Annotated in this window: 15 protein-coding genes and 3 pseudogenes; 11 read left to right on the forward strand and 7 right to left on the reverse strand. The window is 60.1% G+C overall.

The features are described 5' to 3' along the window. The first annotated feature begins 91 nt into the window (after positions 1–91). Complete coding sequence (locus ACFOSU_RS16395; protein WP_353250968.1) at positions 92–610, forward strand: PH domain-containing protein; 519 nt, start codon at positions 92–94, stop codon at positions 608–610. Between the two features lie 67 nt (positions 611–677). Beyond that, positions 678–1,502, forward strand: coding sequence for a thiol:disulfide interchange protein DsbG (gene dsbG, locus ACFOSU_RS16400; protein ID WP_380691000.1), 825 nt, complete (start codon positions 678–680; stop codon positions 1,500–1,502). Between the two features lie 164 nt (positions 1,503–1,666). On the opposite strand, the gene ACFOSU_RS16405 is transcribed toward dsbG, so the two are convergent. The 4 genes from ACFOSU_RS16405 to ACFOSU_RS16420 form a co-directional block, all read right to left on the reverse strand. Then, on the reverse strand, positions 1,667–2,323 hold the full coding sequence (locus ACFOSU_RS16405; RefSeq protein ID WP_380691001.1) for a class I SAM-dependent methyltransferase: 657 nt from the start codon (positions 2,321–2,323) through the stop codon (positions 1,667–1,669). Positions 2,324–2,354: 31 nt separating this feature from the next. Next, positions 2,355–2,795, reverse strand: a complete 441-nt coding sequence (locus tag ACFOSU_RS16410; protein WP_380691002.1) for a CopD family protein — start codon at positions 2,793–2,795, stop codon at positions 2,355–2,357. 101 nt (positions 2,796–2,896) lie between these two features. Further along, positions 2,897–3,871, reverse strand: a complete 975-nt coding sequence (locus ACFOSU_RS16415) for a cation diffusion facilitator family transporter (protein ID WP_380691003.1) — start codon at positions 3,869–3,871, stop codon at positions 2,897–2,899. Positions 3,872–4,092: 221 nt separating this feature from the next. Next, positions 4,093–6,669: a heavy metal translocating P-type ATPase gene (locus ACFOSU_RS16420; RefSeq protein WP_380691004.1), complete on the reverse strand. Its 2,577-nt coding sequence runs from the start codon at positions 6,667–6,669 to the stop codon at positions 4,093–4,095. Between the two features lie 154 nt (positions 6,670–6,823). Between ACFOSU_RS16420 and ACFOSU_RS16425 the strand changes: the two genes are divergently transcribed. Further along, a complete protein-coding gene (locus ACFOSU_RS16425; RefSeq protein ID WP_380691005.1) occupies positions 6,824–7,258 on the forward strand; it encodes a MerR family transcriptional regulator in 435 nt (144 codons plus the stop codon). A 112-nt stretch (positions 7,259–7,370) separates the two neighbouring features. Here the strand turns inward: ACFOSU_RS16425 and ACFOSU_RS16430 are convergent. Then, positions 7,371–8,266, reverse strand: a pseudogene (locus ACFOSU_RS16430) (cation diffusion facilitator family transporter). A gap of 346 nt (positions 8,267–8,612) precedes the next feature. Then, the gene (locus ACFOSU_RS16435; RefSeq protein WP_380691006.1) at positions 8,613–9,329 is read right to left on the reverse strand and encodes a ZIP family metal transporter; all 717 of its coding nucleotides are present in this window, start codon (positions 9,327–9,329) and stop codon (positions 8,613–8,615) included. A gap of 329 nt (positions 9,330–9,658) precedes the next feature. Between ACFOSU_RS16435 and ACFOSU_RS16440 the strand changes: the two genes are divergently transcribed. After that, the gene (locus ACFOSU_RS16440) at positions 9,659–10,300 is read left to right on the forward strand and encodes a cation transporter (RefSeq protein WP_380691007.1); all 642 of its coding nucleotides are present in this window, start codon (positions 9,659–9,661) and stop codon (positions 10,298–10,300) included. 93 nt (positions 10,301–10,393) lie between these two features. Here ACFOSU_RS16440 and ACFOSU_RS16445 read toward each other — a convergent pair whose 3' ends face one another. Continuing rightward, on the reverse strand, positions 10,394–10,573 hold the full coding sequence (locus ACFOSU_RS16445) for a DUF1289 domain-containing protein (RefSeq protein ID WP_380691008.1): 180 nt from the start codon (positions 10,571–10,573) through the stop codon (positions 10,394–10,396). Between ACFOSU_RS16445 and ACFOSU_RS16450 the strand changes: the two genes are divergently transcribed. The 7 genes and pseudogenes from ACFOSU_RS16450 to ACFOSU_RS16480 all read left to right on the forward strand — a co-directional run bounded on the left by ACFOSU_RS16450 (position 10,545) and on the right by ACFOSU_RS16480 (position 14,856). Then, complete coding sequence (locus tag ACFOSU_RS16450) at positions 10,545–10,841, forward strand: DUF4396 domain-containing protein (RefSeq protein WP_380691009.1); 297 nt, start codon at positions 10,545–10,547, stop codon at positions 10,839–10,841. The two genes, ACFOSU_RS16445 and ACFOSU_RS16450, sit on opposite strands and share 29 nt — an antisense overlap. Positions 10,842–10,950: 109 nt before the next feature. Further along, a pseudogene (locus ACFOSU_RS16455) lies at positions 10,951–11,565 on the forward strand (class I SAM-dependent methyltransferase). Positions 11,566–12,152: 587 nt separating this feature from the next. Continuing rightward, on the forward strand, positions 12,153–12,593 hold the full coding sequence (locus ACFOSU_RS16460; RefSeq protein WP_380691010.1) for a DUF411 domain-containing protein: 441 nt from the start codon (positions 12,153–12,155) through the stop codon (positions 12,591–12,593). A 96-nt stretch (positions 12,594–12,689) separates the two neighbouring features. Beyond that, positions 12,690–12,968, forward strand: a complete 279-nt coding sequence (locus tag ACFOSU_RS16465) for a hypothetical protein (RefSeq protein WP_380691011.1) — start codon at positions 12,690–12,692, stop codon at positions 12,966–12,968. Next, positions 12,961–13,284: a hypothetical protein gene (locus tag ACFOSU_RS16470; RefSeq protein WP_380691012.1), complete on the forward strand. Its 324-nt coding sequence runs from the start codon at positions 12,961–12,963 to the stop codon at positions 13,282–13,284. The genes ACFOSU_RS16465 and ACFOSU_RS16470 overlap by 8 nt, the downstream gene beginning before the upstream one ends. Before the next feature lie 73 nt (positions 13,285–13,357). Beyond that, positions 13,358–13,992 (forward strand): annotated as a pseudogene (locus ACFOSU_RS16475) (peroxiredoxin). Between the two features lie 141 nt (positions 13,993–14,133). After that, positions 14,134–14,856 (forward strand): DsbA family protein, encoded by a 723-nt coding sequence (locus tag ACFOSU_RS16480; RefSeq protein ID WP_380691013.1) that lies wholly within the window; start codon positions 14,134–14,136, stop codon positions 14,854–14,856. The last annotated feature ends 46 nt before the right edge of the window (positions 14,857–14,902 follow it).

Genomic DNA, 14,902 nt, shown 5'->3' on the forward strand with positions numbered 1-14,902 from the left:
CCCTAATTCCGCACGGTCGTGTCGGGATTTTTTGTTTTCGCAACGCGACTATCCCAGCAGATTAGTGCCGTCACTTCCCCTGGCACAGTCGATGAACGATTCAAGCGACGATGGCACCCATATCCCGGCCGGCCGTAAAGCGGCCCCTGGCACAGTCGAGGATGAACAGATCATCTGGTCGGCGGGTCCGGGTCAGGTCGTCAACCTACATGTCTATCTGATCGCCGCAATCGTCGCCGGCATTCCCGGCGTCTACGCCCCCTGGCCTTGGGCTGGTGTCGCCCTGGTACCCGTAGCGATCGCCGGCTTTTACGCCTGGTCGGTGCAGAGCATCCGTTATGCGCTCACGAATGAGCGTCTACGCAAAACCTGGGGGATCCTGACGCGCCGCGGCGAGGAGGTCGAACTCTATCGTGTCGAAGATACGAATCCCACGGCGCCGCTTCTTTATCGTCTCTGCGGTCGCGGGAATGTTGAAGTGCTCTCGACCGACCGCAGCGCTGACAGCCTGACGCTCCGGGCAATCAAGGATTACGAGACGGTTCGAAATACGATCCGCGATCGCGTTGAGGCTATGCGTCGCGCCAAGGGCGTGCGTCTAGTCGAATAGATCGAGATCCGATCACAGCGGCACGCTGCCAGTGCGGCTGCACCCTTTCCAGAGACAAGAGCCCGCAATGAAACGACGCGACGTCACCGATCTCGCCCCGATCGCTCAAGGCCTCGTCCTCGCCTTTGGCCTGACGATCACCACCGTGTGGCCGGCTTGGTCAGCCCCGGCATCCAATACGCATTATCCGAAAGTGCTTCAGGACATGGTCGATGCCGGCAAGACGCAGGTCATGAAGCAATTTCCCACCGATAAGAACGGCCTCACGGGCTATCTCGTGGAGCACCGCGGCTACCAGACCGTCGTCTATGGCGAAGACGGCTATCTGATGCTGGGGCCGCTCTACGACCCACAAGGGCACAATCTGTCCAAGCAGTACGCGCGGAAGTACAAGCCGAAACCCGACGTCGGCAAGGTCATCCATTCGCTCGACGCCGATCGCATGGTGACCGAAGGATCAAAGGATGCGCCGACACTGTATGTGTTCGCGGATCCAAACTGCATTTACTGTCACCACTTGTATCAGCAGGTCGAGCCTTTGGTGAAAGCCGGACGACTACGCATTCACTGGATCATGGTCGGTGTGCTCGGGCCGAGTAGTGTCGGCCGCGCCGCCACGATCCTGAAAGCCAAGGATCCAGCGGCGGATCTGGCTCGGAATGAATCGAATTTCGACGTCCAGCATGAGCAAGGTGGTATCGCGGTCGGACAACCCAAAGGTGCGCTTGGCCGCGTTCTAAAGACGAACCGCCAGGCGATGTTCGACGTGGGTGGCAGCGGCACGCCCACCGTACTGTTCCGGGGCCGCGGCGGGCATTGGCATGAACGCGAAGGCATGCCGCCAAAAGGTTGGCTGGATCATTACGCCGACCGGCCGAGGCACAATGAATAAAGGCCCACTAACGAAAGTTGCGCTCGCCTGCCAAGTCGTCCTAAATCTTGAATGGCGTGAGACAGAAACGGCTTGGGCTGAAGCCAGAACGGTCTAAAAATCGCGCATGGACGAGGAAACGACGTGATTTTTGCGCCTGGTTTGGGCGGTACTCGCACTCGTGATTAGTTTTCTTTCGGAGCCGTACCGGAACAGATATAAGCGGCGCCAAAATAAAGTTCGCGGGTCTCAACCTGCTCGAAGTACCGTTCGATCGCAGTCGCCGGTCGGCGCCTGACGATATCGGGTGTCACCCCGGCCGGCCGATTCAAAAAGACAGCCAACCGAGCCAGCCAGGTTGGCCAGCGCTCCGGCCATTGCAACTCAAAATTGGCAATCCGCGCGCCCGCATTCACAGAGGATGCGACTTTCGCGACCACGTCGCCGTAATCGGGCACAGTGGCCAGCGCCAGGGTGGATAAAATGCCGTTCGCCTGCGGCGGCAAATAGAACGTTGACATGTCCGCCTCGATCAACGTCACATTGTTCCATCCGGCCTTCTGTACGCGATGCTTCGCCTTTGCCAACATCGCCGGTGTTAGATCCACACCGATAATATGACCGGAGGCACCGACCGCGGCATGTAAATACGAGAAATTCAAACCGGTACCACATCCCAGATCGACCACGGTATCGCCCGGCCGAAGTTGCAACGCAGCAACGGTCTCTTGTCGATATGTCTCGATACGCAAACCAACAGCTCGATACAACCCCAATCCGGGGTCGTAGATACGGGCCAGTGTGTTGTAGCGCTTGCGAAACTCGTTTTTGTCCCACGCCATATGAACTCCCGGCTACTCAACCCATGGAAGCCTAAAAAGGCTTGATCTCGACGAGCGAGAGAATCAGGAACAGCAACACGATGGGCATCGCGCTCATGGCCTGAAAGTAACCCCGCGTGCCGTGATTGCGGTTTTCGCGAAATTTCTTGTTTTGCAACTGGCACCAGCCATGGAAGCCGAGCAGAAGTAGGACGAGAACGAGCTTGGCATGAAACCAGCCGTTGTGAGCGATCCAGCTTCCCCCGAGGAGAACCAGCATCCACACCCCGGCAATGATCGTGACGCCTGCTCCGACCGACATCAGCCGCGATAGATTCCGCTCGATCGTACCCACCAAGAGCACGGAGCTCTGATCACTTCTTGGTCGGTCTTTCGCGCCGGCGTGATACACGAACAAGCGCGGCAGGCTGACCAGGCCGGCCAGCCAAATGACCATGAAAGTGATATGAAAGACCTTCAGCCAGACGAACATCGAACCCTCAAGGGAACGCGTTTAGATCAGTGGCGCCATCAAAGCGCCCGGGACAGGGGCAAGGCAGTTGCGGGCCTAGTAGAGCGCGCGGCCGACACCGTTTATGCGTGCCCGCCAGCGAACACACAGGAATCGCCTGGACCTTCCCGTGTCCCGATACGCGCCGAGTCATCGGCCACATGTTCGGCCTGGAGCGTACTGTGCTCAATCTTGAAGTCGTCGTGCAGCATCGTTTGGACGGCGCGCCGGATCGCATGGCAGTCGGCGTTTGTGCCGACCAGAATATCGCCCGACAGGCAGGCCATGCCCGACGTGACTTCCCAGACGTGCAGATCCTCGACGCCCAAGACGCCGGGCACGTCGCGGATGGCGGCATCCAGGGTTTCCGGATGCAGGCCGGCGGGCGCGGCCTCAAGGAAAACGCGCCCGGATTCGCGTACAAGGCCAATGCCGGCCTTGAGCATCAGCGCGGCTACGATCAGGGCGGCCACCGCGTCCAGGCGATACCAGCCGGTCCACCAGATGGCAAAGCCCGCAATCGCGGTCGCAATAAAAGCATAGAGGTCGGTCAGGATATGCTGAAAACTGCCCTCGACGTTGAGGCTTTCGCGATTGGCCTTGCTCAGAGCCCAGGTCGCGCCGAGATTGAACACGATGCCGACAAGCGCCACCACCCCGACGAACAGCCCGTCGACCTGCGGCGGTGCGACCAGCCGCATGACGCCCTCGATGACGAACCACACCGATAACAGCAGCAGCGTGATGCCGTTGGCTTGCGCGCTCAGGATCTCGGACCGCTTTAGCCCGAATGTGAATCGCCCGCTGGCGGGCCGGCTTGCCAGGCGCATGGCAACGAGTGCCAGCCCAATCGCGCCCGCGTCGGTGAGCATATGGCCGGCGTCTGCGATCAATGCCAGAGAATTGACGATAATACCGACCACGACCTCGAACGCCATGAAGGCGACTAACAGCCCGAGGGCGGTATACAGATAGCGTCGATCCGCATCGGCAGAAATGGCATGGCTGTGATCGTGATGGCCATGTCCGTGGTCGTGATGAGTGTGATCATGACTCATAAGAAGCTCCGTTTTCGCTGCGCCCAAGCGACCGACACGCTGTGTGGTGTGTTGCTGAGCGGATCTTTATTGTCACAGTTGAATATATGTTTGTATGACGGTGTTACACAATTGCGGTCCTAATCCGTCTCAAGAAAGTCGATGCAATTTTCGTTAATTCCGAGTGGGATCCGGTCAAAACGATGAGCCCTTCAACCAAGGCCACAGCCGCCCGTCGACAACTACGCTTGGGCTAATTCACGGGATTCCGATACCGGTTTCGTCCGGCGCGATCGCGCGGGTGTGCGCAAGAGACGCAACGCGTTGGCGGTCACCAGCACGGTCGCACCGGTATCGGCCAGGATCGCCGGCCATAGACCAGTCAGCCCCGCGATCGTGGTCACCAAGAAAACAGCTTTCAGACCGAAAGCGATACCGATGTTCTGGCGGATGTTGGCCATCGTGCGCTTAGAGAGCGCAATCATGTCGCCCACATCGCGCAAATCACCGTGCAGGCTTGCCGCATCACCGGTCTCGAGCGCGACATCGGTGCCACCGCCCATCGCGATACCGACATCGGCGGCCGCCAGCGCCGGCGCGTCATTGATGCCATCGCCCACTTTGGCGACACGCACACCTTGGGCCTGAAGTTCCCGCACGATCCGCTGCTTGTCTTCGGGCATGAGATCGGCGTGCACCTCAATATCAAGACGACGACCGATCGCTTTGGCGGTACGCGCGTTGTCACCAGTCAGCATGACTGACTGCAACCCCCGCCGCGCCAGCTCGTTCAGGGCCGCGGCGGCTTTGGGCCGAGGTTCGTCACGCAGGGCGAGCACGCCCATCAACTGACCGTCGGCGACCAGCACTGCCACGCTCTTACCCTCGTCGTTGAGTGCCTGAATCCGCGCGGTGGTGGCCGCATCGATCGCGGCGCGCTCACCGGCGGCAGTCAGCGAGCCCAGAAACAGTCTGCGCTCGCTCAGATCGGCGGTAACGCCCTGGCCCTGGACGGCCGCAGCGCGTTCGACGCCCGGAATCGTGATCGCGCGCTGGCGAGCGGCGTCCACAATGGCCGCGGCCAGCGGATGGCTCGCGCTCTGTTCCAGGGCGGCCGCCAGACGCAAGATCTCGTTCTCGTCATGCTCGCCGACCGCGACGATGTCGGTCACGCGCGGCTTGCCCTCGGTTAGCGTGCCGGTCTTGTCGAAGGCCACGGCACCGATGGTGCCAAGCGTTTCCAGTACCGCGCCGCCTTTGATCAGCAGGCCGCGCCGGGCGCCCGCCGACAAGGCAGCCGCGACCGCAGCCGGCGTGGAAATAACCAGCGCGCACGGGCAGCCGATCAAGAGAATCGCCAGCGCTTTGTATATCCAAACGCTCCACGCAGCACCAAACGCCAGAGGCGGCACGATGGCTACCAAAGCCGCCACAGCGACGACCGCCGGCGTGTAGTAACGAGCGAAACGATCGATAAAGCGCTCGGTGGGGGCCTTGGATTCCTGAGCCTCTTCCACGAGCCGCACGACGCGAGCGATCGTGTTGTCCTGGGCGGCGGCGGTCACGCGGATATGAAGCGCGGCCGCACCGTTGATCGTCCCGGCAAAGACCGAATCGTCGACTCGTTTGGTGACCGGCGTGCTCTCGCCCGTAACCGGCGCCTGATCGACCGCACTCTCACCGTCGATGACCGTGCCGTCCGCGGGGATGCGATCGCCCGGTCGGACCAGAACCGTCACGCCTTTGTCGAGCGTGTCGGCAGCAACTTCGCGGATTGTGCCTTGCGGATCGACGATCCGTGCGGTCTTAGGTACCAGGTCGGCGAGCGCCGAAATGCTCGACCGCGCCCGCCCGGCCGCGACGCCTTCGAGCCATTCGCCGATCAGGAAAAGCAACACCACGACCGCTGCTTCGCGGGTGGCGCCTAGTGCGACCGCGCCGACCGCGGCAATGGTCATCAGCATCTCGATCGAGAACGGCGTACCGGCCAGCAGCGCGCCCGTAATGGCCCGGCGCGCCACCGGTATCAGCCCGATCAACATGGCAGCGCCAAAGAAGAAGACGGCATAGGCCGGCATCACCTGCGACAATCCAAACGCGACCGCGAGCGCCGCGCCACAGGCCGCGGTCGTCATGATCTTCGCATGGCGATACCAAGGCGGTGGGCTGGATGCTTTGTCGCCATCGGCCGCCGGCTCATCGTGAGACGATGCGTGATCATGGCCACAACCGCACGGCGCTTGCGCGTCGGACGGCGGTGCGTTCGCGGTCAGTCGCTGGACACCATACCCCAGCGCGCCGATGCGTTTTTCAAGGCGGGCGAGGTTCGCGTCGGGCGCGTGACGAACGCTCATGCTCGTTGTCGCAACCGACACCTGTACCTCGTCCACACCGTTAACACGCCGAGCGGCGCCATCGATCTTGGCTGCGCAGCTGGCGCAGTCCATGCCGTGGACCTGATAGCGCGTAACACGCCTCTGGTCATCGCTTTCCAGCGGGGCATCGAACGCATCCGGCTCTCCATGCCCGCATTGGCCATGGCGGTGCTCGTGCTCGCAGCATGCCGACTCGGCGCTCGGCGACAAGCCTTCGTTGGCCGCCAATCGGCGGGCGCCATAGCCCAACGTACGGATTCGTTTTTCCAGTTTGTCCAGTCGGACCTCGTCGTCATGTTCGACGGTCATGCTGCGGGCCGCCACGGAGACGTCGACGTGATTCACGCCTTTGACGCGGCGTGCCGCGCCTTCGATCTTGGCCGCACAGCTCGCGCAGTCCATGCCGTCGATGCGATAGCGGCTCTGGTTTACCGATGTATTCATGACTCGATCCGTCGTCGGTGCTTTAATGACCTCAGACCTTAAATGCTCTAGCCGCTATAGGATCAAGCGTTATTTATCGAAGCCTTGATTTTCTACAAGACTTGATGGTTGACGCGGCGACATCCAATCCCTATATCTACAGTGGCTATAGAACATGGAGGAAACCGTGACTACCTTGTCCATCGGTCAGGTGGCCGAAACCAGTGGGGTGAAGATCCCGACGATCCGGTATTACGAGCAGATCGGTCTGTTGCCCGAGCCGCCGCGCACCGCCAGTAATCGGCGGTGCTACGACGCCGAGGCGGCCCAACAACTGCGCTTCATCCGGCATGCGCGCGAACTCGGTTTCGAGGTCGACGCCATCCGGACATTGATCGAGATGCAGCACCATCCGATGCGCTCCTGTGAACAGGCCGATGCCATCGCGACCGCCCAACTCGCCGCGATTGACAGCCGCATTGCACGCTTGACGGCGTTGAAAGAGGAACTGGAGCGCATGGCCGATTGCGATCGGCATGGTCGGGTTCGCGATTGCCGGGTGATCGAGATCCTGGCCGATCACGACCAATGCCTGCATGACGCGCATTGAGCGCGTGAGTTTATAAAGCCCCTCGACTTCGCGCCGTTCGAGTTCGGCGGACCGGACCCACGCCGCCCGGAATCGACGCAGGCGTATCTGGCGGGCATGGCAACCATCGTGCCTACGACTTCACGTGAGCGCTTACAGCGCAAACACCGCGCGCATACGGCTTACGAAGCCGGCTGCTCGAATACACAGACATGATGGGGATATCGGTCTCGATCTCGCCGATCGACGATACGTGTTCGGTTTGCAGCGTGCTGTGGGCGATGTCGAAACGCTCGTGCAGCATCGCGTCCACCGAGCGACGAATCCCATGACAATCGATCCCTTCATCGACGTGGATCTCGGCCGACAAGCACGGCATGCCAGAAGTCACCTCCCAGACATGCAGATCGCGCACGTTGCGCACGCCCGGCACTTCGCGGATGGCCGATTCCAGTGTTGACGGGTCGAGCCCCACGGGCGCGGCCTCGAGAAAGACACGTCCCGATTCGCGGACCAGACCGTAGCCGGCCTTGAGCATGAACGCGGCCACGGTCAGGGCGGCCAGCGCGTCCAGCCGGTCCAGAAAATCAGAAAACCGGCGATCGCGGTCGCAATAAACGCATATAGATCGGTCAGGATATGCTGGAAACTGCCCTCGTCGTTGAGACTCTCGCGACTGGCACGGCTCAGCGCCCAGGTCGCGGCCAGGTTCACCACGATGCCGACCAGCGCGACGATGCCGACCAACAATCCGTTGACCTGCGGCGGCTCAATCAGTCGAATGACACCCTCCACCAGGAACCAGATCGACAGCAGTAAAAGAACCAGCCCGTTGGTCTGCGCGCTCAGGATTGCGGCGCGTTTCAGACCGAAGGTGAATCGACCTTTGGGTGGCCGACTGGCCAGCCGCATGACCACCAGAGACAGACCGATGGCGCCCGCGTCGGTGAGCATGTGCCCGGCGTCCGTGATCAGCGCCAGCGACTGCGCGATGAGCCCGACGATCACTTCCACGACCATGAACGCCATCAACAAGCCGAGCGCGGTATACAGATAGCGCCGGTCGGCATCGGCCGAAACGCCGTGGCTATGATCGTGATGATGGCCGGAGCTGTGATGGTGGCGTTGTTCGTGACTCTTGGCATGCTCCGTGTAAACACATGCCGCGCTTTATCGCGCGACGAGGCCGTATACGACCGACTTCACGATGAATCGGTCGGCCCTGGTTACATAATTTCAGGCGGCCGGTCCTGATCGTTGCCGCGAACGCCATTCGAAGTATGGCGACCTCACAGCCGTGCGCACGAACACCCGTGGCCGATAAAGGCATGGAAAGCGCCTGACGCTCAAAACGACGAGTCAAGCGCCGCATGCTCTACGTCGCGAGCGCCTGCTCGATCAGGAGATAGCAGAGGAAGCCGACGAAGAAAGTGGCCGATCCAAATGCGGTGTCGCCTTGCTCATGCGCTTTGACAAGAAGCTCCTCAGTGACCAAATACATGAAGACCACGGCACCAAAAGCCAACACGGCCGCCGTAACCGGCTTTGAGGCGCCGGTGAGCATTGCCACCCCCAACGCGGTGCCACCTATCGTGAACAGCGCGAGGCCAGTAGGGAGTGCAATTAATGCCCACGGCGCTCGGGTGGGCAGAGTCGCGGCCACGGAAAGGCCGACGAACAGATATTCCAGCGTGATCGCGATGGTGAGCAAGATTCCGGTTTGGCTGTCGTTAGTGAAGCCGGCGCCGAGCACCACGCCGTCAATGAAAAAGTCGATGCCGATGGTCACGATCAGCCCGATCGACAGTGGCAATCCCCGACGCTCGGCTCGCCGCTCCGCGGCATCACTGAGGTGGCGCAGGGCAAACATGACCACAATCCCGAGCGCGAAGCCTATAATGGCGGGTAGCGGTGCCGAGTGCAGTACCCCTGGAACAAGTTCAATAGCTGCCGCCGCGAATACGACGCCGGCGGCCAGGTGTTGTACAGCACTAGTCGCCTGTTCGCCCGGAACGCGAACGGCGGCCACTGCCCCGGACAGTGCGGCTGCGGCCACCGGGATCAGCGTGTAGAGCAGCGGTTGTACGTACACGTCGGATATTTCTCAAGCGATACAGGCAGGTTGCTTGCGGCGCACTATATATAAAAACTTATAACAATCAATGTATTACTATGCTTTATTATTGAGTTCAGGCTACGTTCTCGCCCATATGCTGAACCGCAGCACTTTGTATTGAAAACTATTACCGCGTTGCGATCGTTGTCCGATCGTACGGATCGACGCTTTTCGGCTATCGCCATTCACTCGATCAGCAAGTATCTTGCGAGTCCGGTGCGACGAATCGCACTGATACCCTGATCGGCTGGCATCGATCGCTACTTTGTAGGCAGGCGGCAACACAACAGACGAGGAATTCGACGATGGCCGAGAGCTGCTGTGGCTGTTCTGCCGGCGATCTCAGTGAGGCGTCCGGGGGACAACGACGCGCCCTGATCGCGGCGCTGGTAATCAATGCCGTGATGTTCGTGGCCGAAATGAGTGTTGGCCTCTGGGCGCACTCAAGCGCACTGCAGGCCGATTCGGTCGATATGTTGATCGATGCGGTGGGTCTAGGGATCGGGCTATTCGCTCTCAACCGTACGCTTCGTGCTCGCACCCGCGCCGGTTTCACAAATGCTTTGATTGAGCTTGTACTTGCGGCGGGCATTGGTGCGCAATTGATTCATCAGATTGTGACCGGCGCATTGCCCGTAGCCACTATTATGATCGGCATGGGCTTCATAGCGCTGCTGGCCAATCTGGCCTCCGCTGGCCTTCTAATGCGCTATCGTCACCAAGACATCAACATGCGGGCGATGTGGCTATGTACGCGTAACGATGCCATTGGCAATGCCGCAACCGTAGTCGCGGGTGGCCTAGTGCTCGTCTTCAACGTGCCATGGCCCGATTGGATCGTGGGGGCCCTGGTCGCGCTCTTATTTGGTTACACGGCCGTGGGCATCCTGCGCGAGACCTCGGGGCAAGCTGCAACAGCCGGAAAGCGTATGACAGAAAAGATTTAGACCGCCGCACTCCTGCGTCGCGGTTTGTGGCTCGAGTATTAGCCCACGACCAATCGATGGAGCGCATAGTTACTACGATTGGAACCTTGGTCGTCAGCGGCGCCAGGCCAACTTCGCCTCACGCCGGCAGCGTTCGGCCAGGATTCGACGGCGCCTAGAGTCGCTGAGCTTGCGCCACTGACGAATTTCCTCTGCCGTGCGCAAACACCCGACACACAGGTCGGTCTTGCGGTCGAGCTTGCAGATGTCGATGCACGGTGAAGCGACGGCCACGCTTCATGCCGCCGCGGATTTGGATTCGGGCGCGGCTGCCGTCTTGGTTTTCTCCGGTGCTGGCAGGAGTCGAGCCGAGTTGAGGATGAAGACCAGTTCGGAGACGACATGGATCGCCGCCGCGATTAAGCTGCTGCTGCCCGAAAAACCCCATGTCGCATCGGCGACCTTCTGGTTCATGATGCAGATTGCCATGATCATCGGCTTCGCGACCGCCTATCCCGCGAACTGGTGGCTGATCAAACGCGGCATCAAACACGGGATGTAGCGCCATCCGCCGAGCGTCGAGCCGCGTCTGCTGGCGGCTAACCTTGCAACGCGTGCTTCGGCGCCATCGGTGCTTATCCAGCCTATACGGCTCCTATAGCTGAGGACACATGAGTTTCTACAACAATGTCATTTTGCCGAGACTGTGCCATCTATCGATGCGTAATCGGCATTTGGTGCCGTATCGTAAGCGTGTCGTCGCCATGGCGCAGGGCCATGTGTTGGAAATCGGTATCGGCTCCGGTCTCAATCTGCCTTTTTACTCACTTGATGTGCGCGAAATCCAGGGCCTTGAGCCCTCGCCGCGACTGGTCGCGATGGCGCGAAGCTCGGCCGCCGGGTCGGCTTTGCCGGTGAGCTTTATCGAAGGATCGGCCGAGGCGATTCCGCTCGATGATCACAGCATCGACACGGTGGTGACGACGTGGTCACTCTGCACCATACCGCAGGCGCCACAGGCGCTGGCTGAGATGCGACGCGTGCTCAAACCGGGCGGGCAGCTGCTGTTCGTCGAACATGGCTTGGGGCCGGAAAACAAGGTTAGGCAATGGCAGGATCGCTTGACGCCCGTGTGGTCGAAAATCAGCGGCGGTTGCCACCTGAACCGCCCCATTGAGATGCTTATCGAGCACGGCGGATTCGACATCAAGTAACTCGAAACCGGCTATATGAAAGGGCCGAAACCGATGGCATTTATTTACCAGGGGCGAGCCGTCGGTAAATGACGCCCCACCTGAAAACATTTGACCAGCGCGCGTCCAATGACCGTATTGTAACCGTTCGATCGAGCCCCTATACTCAACATGTGAAGCGCGTAATCATCCATCTCCTGATCGCAACGCTGATGCTCAGCGGCGTGCTGGCTAGCCCGGCGGTGATGGCGTGGTCGATGCCTTCGCAAAGTCCGTCCAAAGATTGCACGCTCTGCCAGGCCGATCCCACGAGCCAGCCGCCTTCGAGCACGATGGCAACCGCTTGTGTTGTGTCCGTTTGTGCAACGACGGCGGCTATCGCTGTGTCGACCGTAGCGCTAGTGTCGCCTGAGCATGTGGCGCCGGTATTTGTTCTGCGCGTGCATTCGGGCCGCCTGCTCCAGGGGCCTGACCCCTTCCCCCCGCGATACACCCACGCTTGACCTGACGGGCGCTTTTTGCGCCTCGCGTCCGGGTTTTACACGTCCTGCCTAAGATCGCGTTACGACGCATCGGCTGGACGTGCGGTGATGTGGTACAGACCTGCGTTTTCGTAGGAACTCCCACGTGCCGCCCCCTCGGACGTCGCCTTAAATCACGTCACGTGGAGTTATTCCCCAATGAAGTTATATCTGAAAAAAGCCACGGCGCTGCTGTCGCTGCTGGTTTTGACGTCGATTTTTTCCGGTAACGCGTTGGCCGCACCGGTGAAAGTCAGCTTGTATCACAACCCGGGCTGCATGTGCTGCGAGCAGTATGCGGCGTACCTCGACAACAAAGGCTATGACGTCAAGGTGATCGATACCGACGACCTGGCCGGTTTCAACGACAAGCATGGCGTCCCGCCGAAGCTCGCGTCCTGCCATACGATGCTGATTGGCCATTATGTCGTCGTCGGCCATGTGCCAGAACCGGCCATCGCCAAGCTGTTGCGCGAGCAACCCGACATCAAGGGCATATCCCTGCCGGGTATGCCGGCGGGCACACCCGGCATGCCAGGCAAGAAACAAGGCCCGTTCGTGGTTCGCACGCTCAGCGGCGACGTCTATGCCACGTATTGAATCGCCCTGCACCCATCTTGAGAGGGACACCTAATGTCGTGCTCTAGTAATCAAACCAATGGATCCGGCTCAGCCACCGACACAAGCCATCCGGCGGTGCGCTGGATCAAGCGTCAACGCCTATTGCTCGGCGGTATCGCCATGGTCGGGCTCGGGCTGGCTTTCGGCTGGAACTGGCTGGCCGCGGTCGGGGCTCTGCCCATTCTGCTCAGCACGCTGCCGTGCCTGATCATGATGGGCATCTGTATGAAAAGCATGCAGTCCTGTTCCAAGAAAGAGCAGACCGCCGAATCGGCCGATGCGCAATCCACGACGTCTCCGGCTTTGCTGTCGGGACCGTCAACACCCCATACCAAGGATATCGACCATGCGTAAGACACTGAAACACCTCACGGCTGCCACGCTCGTCGCGGCTTCGTTCGCGGCATCGCCCGCCCTGTTCGCTGCCACCCAGGGCGACAAGACGACGAACTCCGGCTCGATGGGACAGATGATGCAAGGCCACGACAAGGGTCAGATGATGCAGGGCCACAACAGCATGGGTCAGGGCAAAGGCATGATGAACAACGGCCAAATGCCCATGATGCAAATGATGACCCAGATGAACGACATGATGGCCAACTGCAACGACATGATGCAAACCAAAATGGAGAAATCCGGCAGCGATAAGGGCAGCGCCGAGAAAAGCTGACCCTGTTCACGAAAGCGGCCACTCGAAGTGAGTGGCCGCTTGCAGTCGGATTTTTCAACCAAGGAGATCAATGATGAGTTTACGACTGGGCGATACCGCCCCCAATTTCACCGCCGATACCACCGAAGGCGAGATCGATTTTCACGACTGGCTGGGCGACGGCTGGGGCATGCTGATGTCGCACCCGGCCGACTTCACACCGGTCTGCACCACCGAGCTGGGCGCCGTCAGCGGGCTCAAGGAACGGTTCGCCCAGCGTGGCGTGAAAGCCATCGTGGTATCCGTGGACTCGGTGGCCGATCACAAGGCCTGGGCCAGGGACATCGAGGAAACCCAGGGTAATGCGGTCAACTTCCCGATCATCGGCGATACCGATCGCGAGGTCGCCGAACGCTACGACATGATCCACCCGAACGCGGGTGATACGTCGACCGTACGCAGCGTGTTCATCATCGATGCGAACAAGAAAATCCGCATGACGCTGACCTACCCGAAGAGCGCCGGGCGCAATTTCGACGAGATCCTGCGCGTCATCGATTCGTTGCAGTTGACCGACAACTACAAGGTGACCACGCCGGCGAACTGGCGGACGGCGATGACGTGATTGTGTCACCCGCACTGTCCAACGAAGAGGCGAAGAAGCTGTTCCCGGCCGGCTGGAACGAACTCAAGCCCTATCTGCGCATGACCAAGCAGCCGAACAAGTAAAGCAGTTCCAACCTTGCCACCCCGGACACCCTGTGTATCCGGGGACTTTATCCGGCCACATTAAAAACGGTGTCAAGGGCCACAGCCAATTGAGCATTTTTGCCGGCGAATCCACCCCTTTCTCACACACGAGAAAACTGCATGAAGAGAATAAAAGAGGCGCCGAGCCGCCTGTTCGGGGTTCTGTTTATCCCGGTCGTGATTTTCGGCGTATTGATTATCGCCGCGATCATGGCGATTAGTTTCCAGGGCGGCTCGGAAGCTTCGGCCGATTCCGATAATCCTCGCAAGCTCGATCAGAACACAATGGCCGCATTTAGAACAAAGTACGACGCGCTCGGCATGGCGGAAGGCAGCGACAACGCGCCCATAACCATCCGCGAATTCGGCGATTACCAGTGTCCCGCCTGCGGTGCCTTCGCGCCCACCGCTCGGCGCATCCGTCAGGACTTGGTCCAGTCCGGCAAGGCGCGGTTTATATTCTTTGATTTTCCTTTACCCATGCACGCGCACGCGCATAAGGCGGCCGAGGCCGCACGTTGCGCCGCGCGCCAGCACAAATTCTGGCCGTATCACGATCGTCTTTACGAAACGCAAAACCAATGGGCATCCACGGATGATGCGACGTCCAGTTTTGTCGATATCGCCGTCGAAACCGGTCTTGACGCCGATAAGTTCGAGCAGTGCCTAAAACAAAATAAAACCGCCGCCATCATCGCCGAGAATCAAAACGCCGGCAAGGCGATTCGTCTGCGGGCCACGCCGACCGTAATCGTGGGCGACACGTTGTTTTCGGGGGTCGTAAGTTTTGATCAGATTCGACAAACGATTGCAGAGCAAAGCCGTCCTGGCACGACCCAATGAATGCGATGTGCCTGTAATCGATCCGCAAACCCATGAAACAACGGCC

The sequence above is a fragment of the Salinisphaera aquimarina genome (assembly GCF_042643355.1).
In the GTDB taxonomy this organism is placed as follows: Bacteria; Pseudomonadota; Gammaproteobacteria; order Nevskiales; family Salinisphaeraceae; genus Salinisphaera; species Salinisphaera aquimarina.

Coding starts and splice junctions, on each gene's coding strand:
- ACFOSU_RS16415 (WP_380691003.1), bottom strand. CDS start 3,871: ATGAGTCATGATCACACTCATCACGACCACGGACATGGCCATCACGAT.
- ACFOSU_RS16480 (WP_380691013.1), top strand. CDS start 14,134: ATGAAGAGAATAAAAGAGGCGCCGAGCCGCCTGTTCGGGGTTCTGTTT.
- ACFOSU_RS16410 (WP_380691002.1), bottom strand. CDS start 2,795: ATGTTCGTCTGGCTGAAGGTCTTTCATATCACTTTCATGGTCATTTGG.
- ACFOSU_RS16450 (WP_380691009.1), top strand. CDS start 10,545: ATGTCGATGCACGGTGAAGCGACGGCCACGCTTCATGCCGCCGCGGAT.
- ACFOSU_RS16425 (WP_380691005.1), top strand. CDS start 6,824: ATGGAGGAAACCGTGACTACCTTGTCCATCGGTCAGGTGGCCGAAACC.
- ACFOSU_RS16460 (WP_380691010.1), top strand. CDS start 12,153: ATGAAGTTATATCTGAAAAAAGCCACGGCGCTGCTGTCGCTGCTGGTT.
- ACFOSU_RS16420 (WP_380691004.1), bottom strand. CDS start 6,669: ATGAATACATCGGTAAACCAGAGCCGCTATCGCATCGACGGCATGGAC.
- ACFOSU_RS16405 (WP_380691001.1), bottom strand. CDS start 2,323: ATGGCGTGGGACAAAAACGAGTTTCGCAAGCGCTACAACACACTGGCC.
- ACFOSU_RS16440 (WP_380691007.1), top strand. CDS start 9,659: ATGGCCGAGAGCTGCTGTGGCTGTTCTGCCGGCGATCTCAGTGAGGCG.
- ACFOSU_RS16470 (WP_380691012.1), top strand. CDS start 12,961: ATGCGTAAGACACTGAAACACCTCACGGCTGCCACGCTCGTCGCGGCT.
- ACFOSU_RS16395 (WP_353250968.1), top strand. CDS start 92: ATGAACGATTCAAGCGACGATGGCACCCATATCCCGGCCGGCCGTAAA.
- dsbG (WP_380691000.1), top strand. CDS start 678: ATGAAACGACGCGACGTCACCGATCTCGCCCCGATCGCTCAAGGCCTC.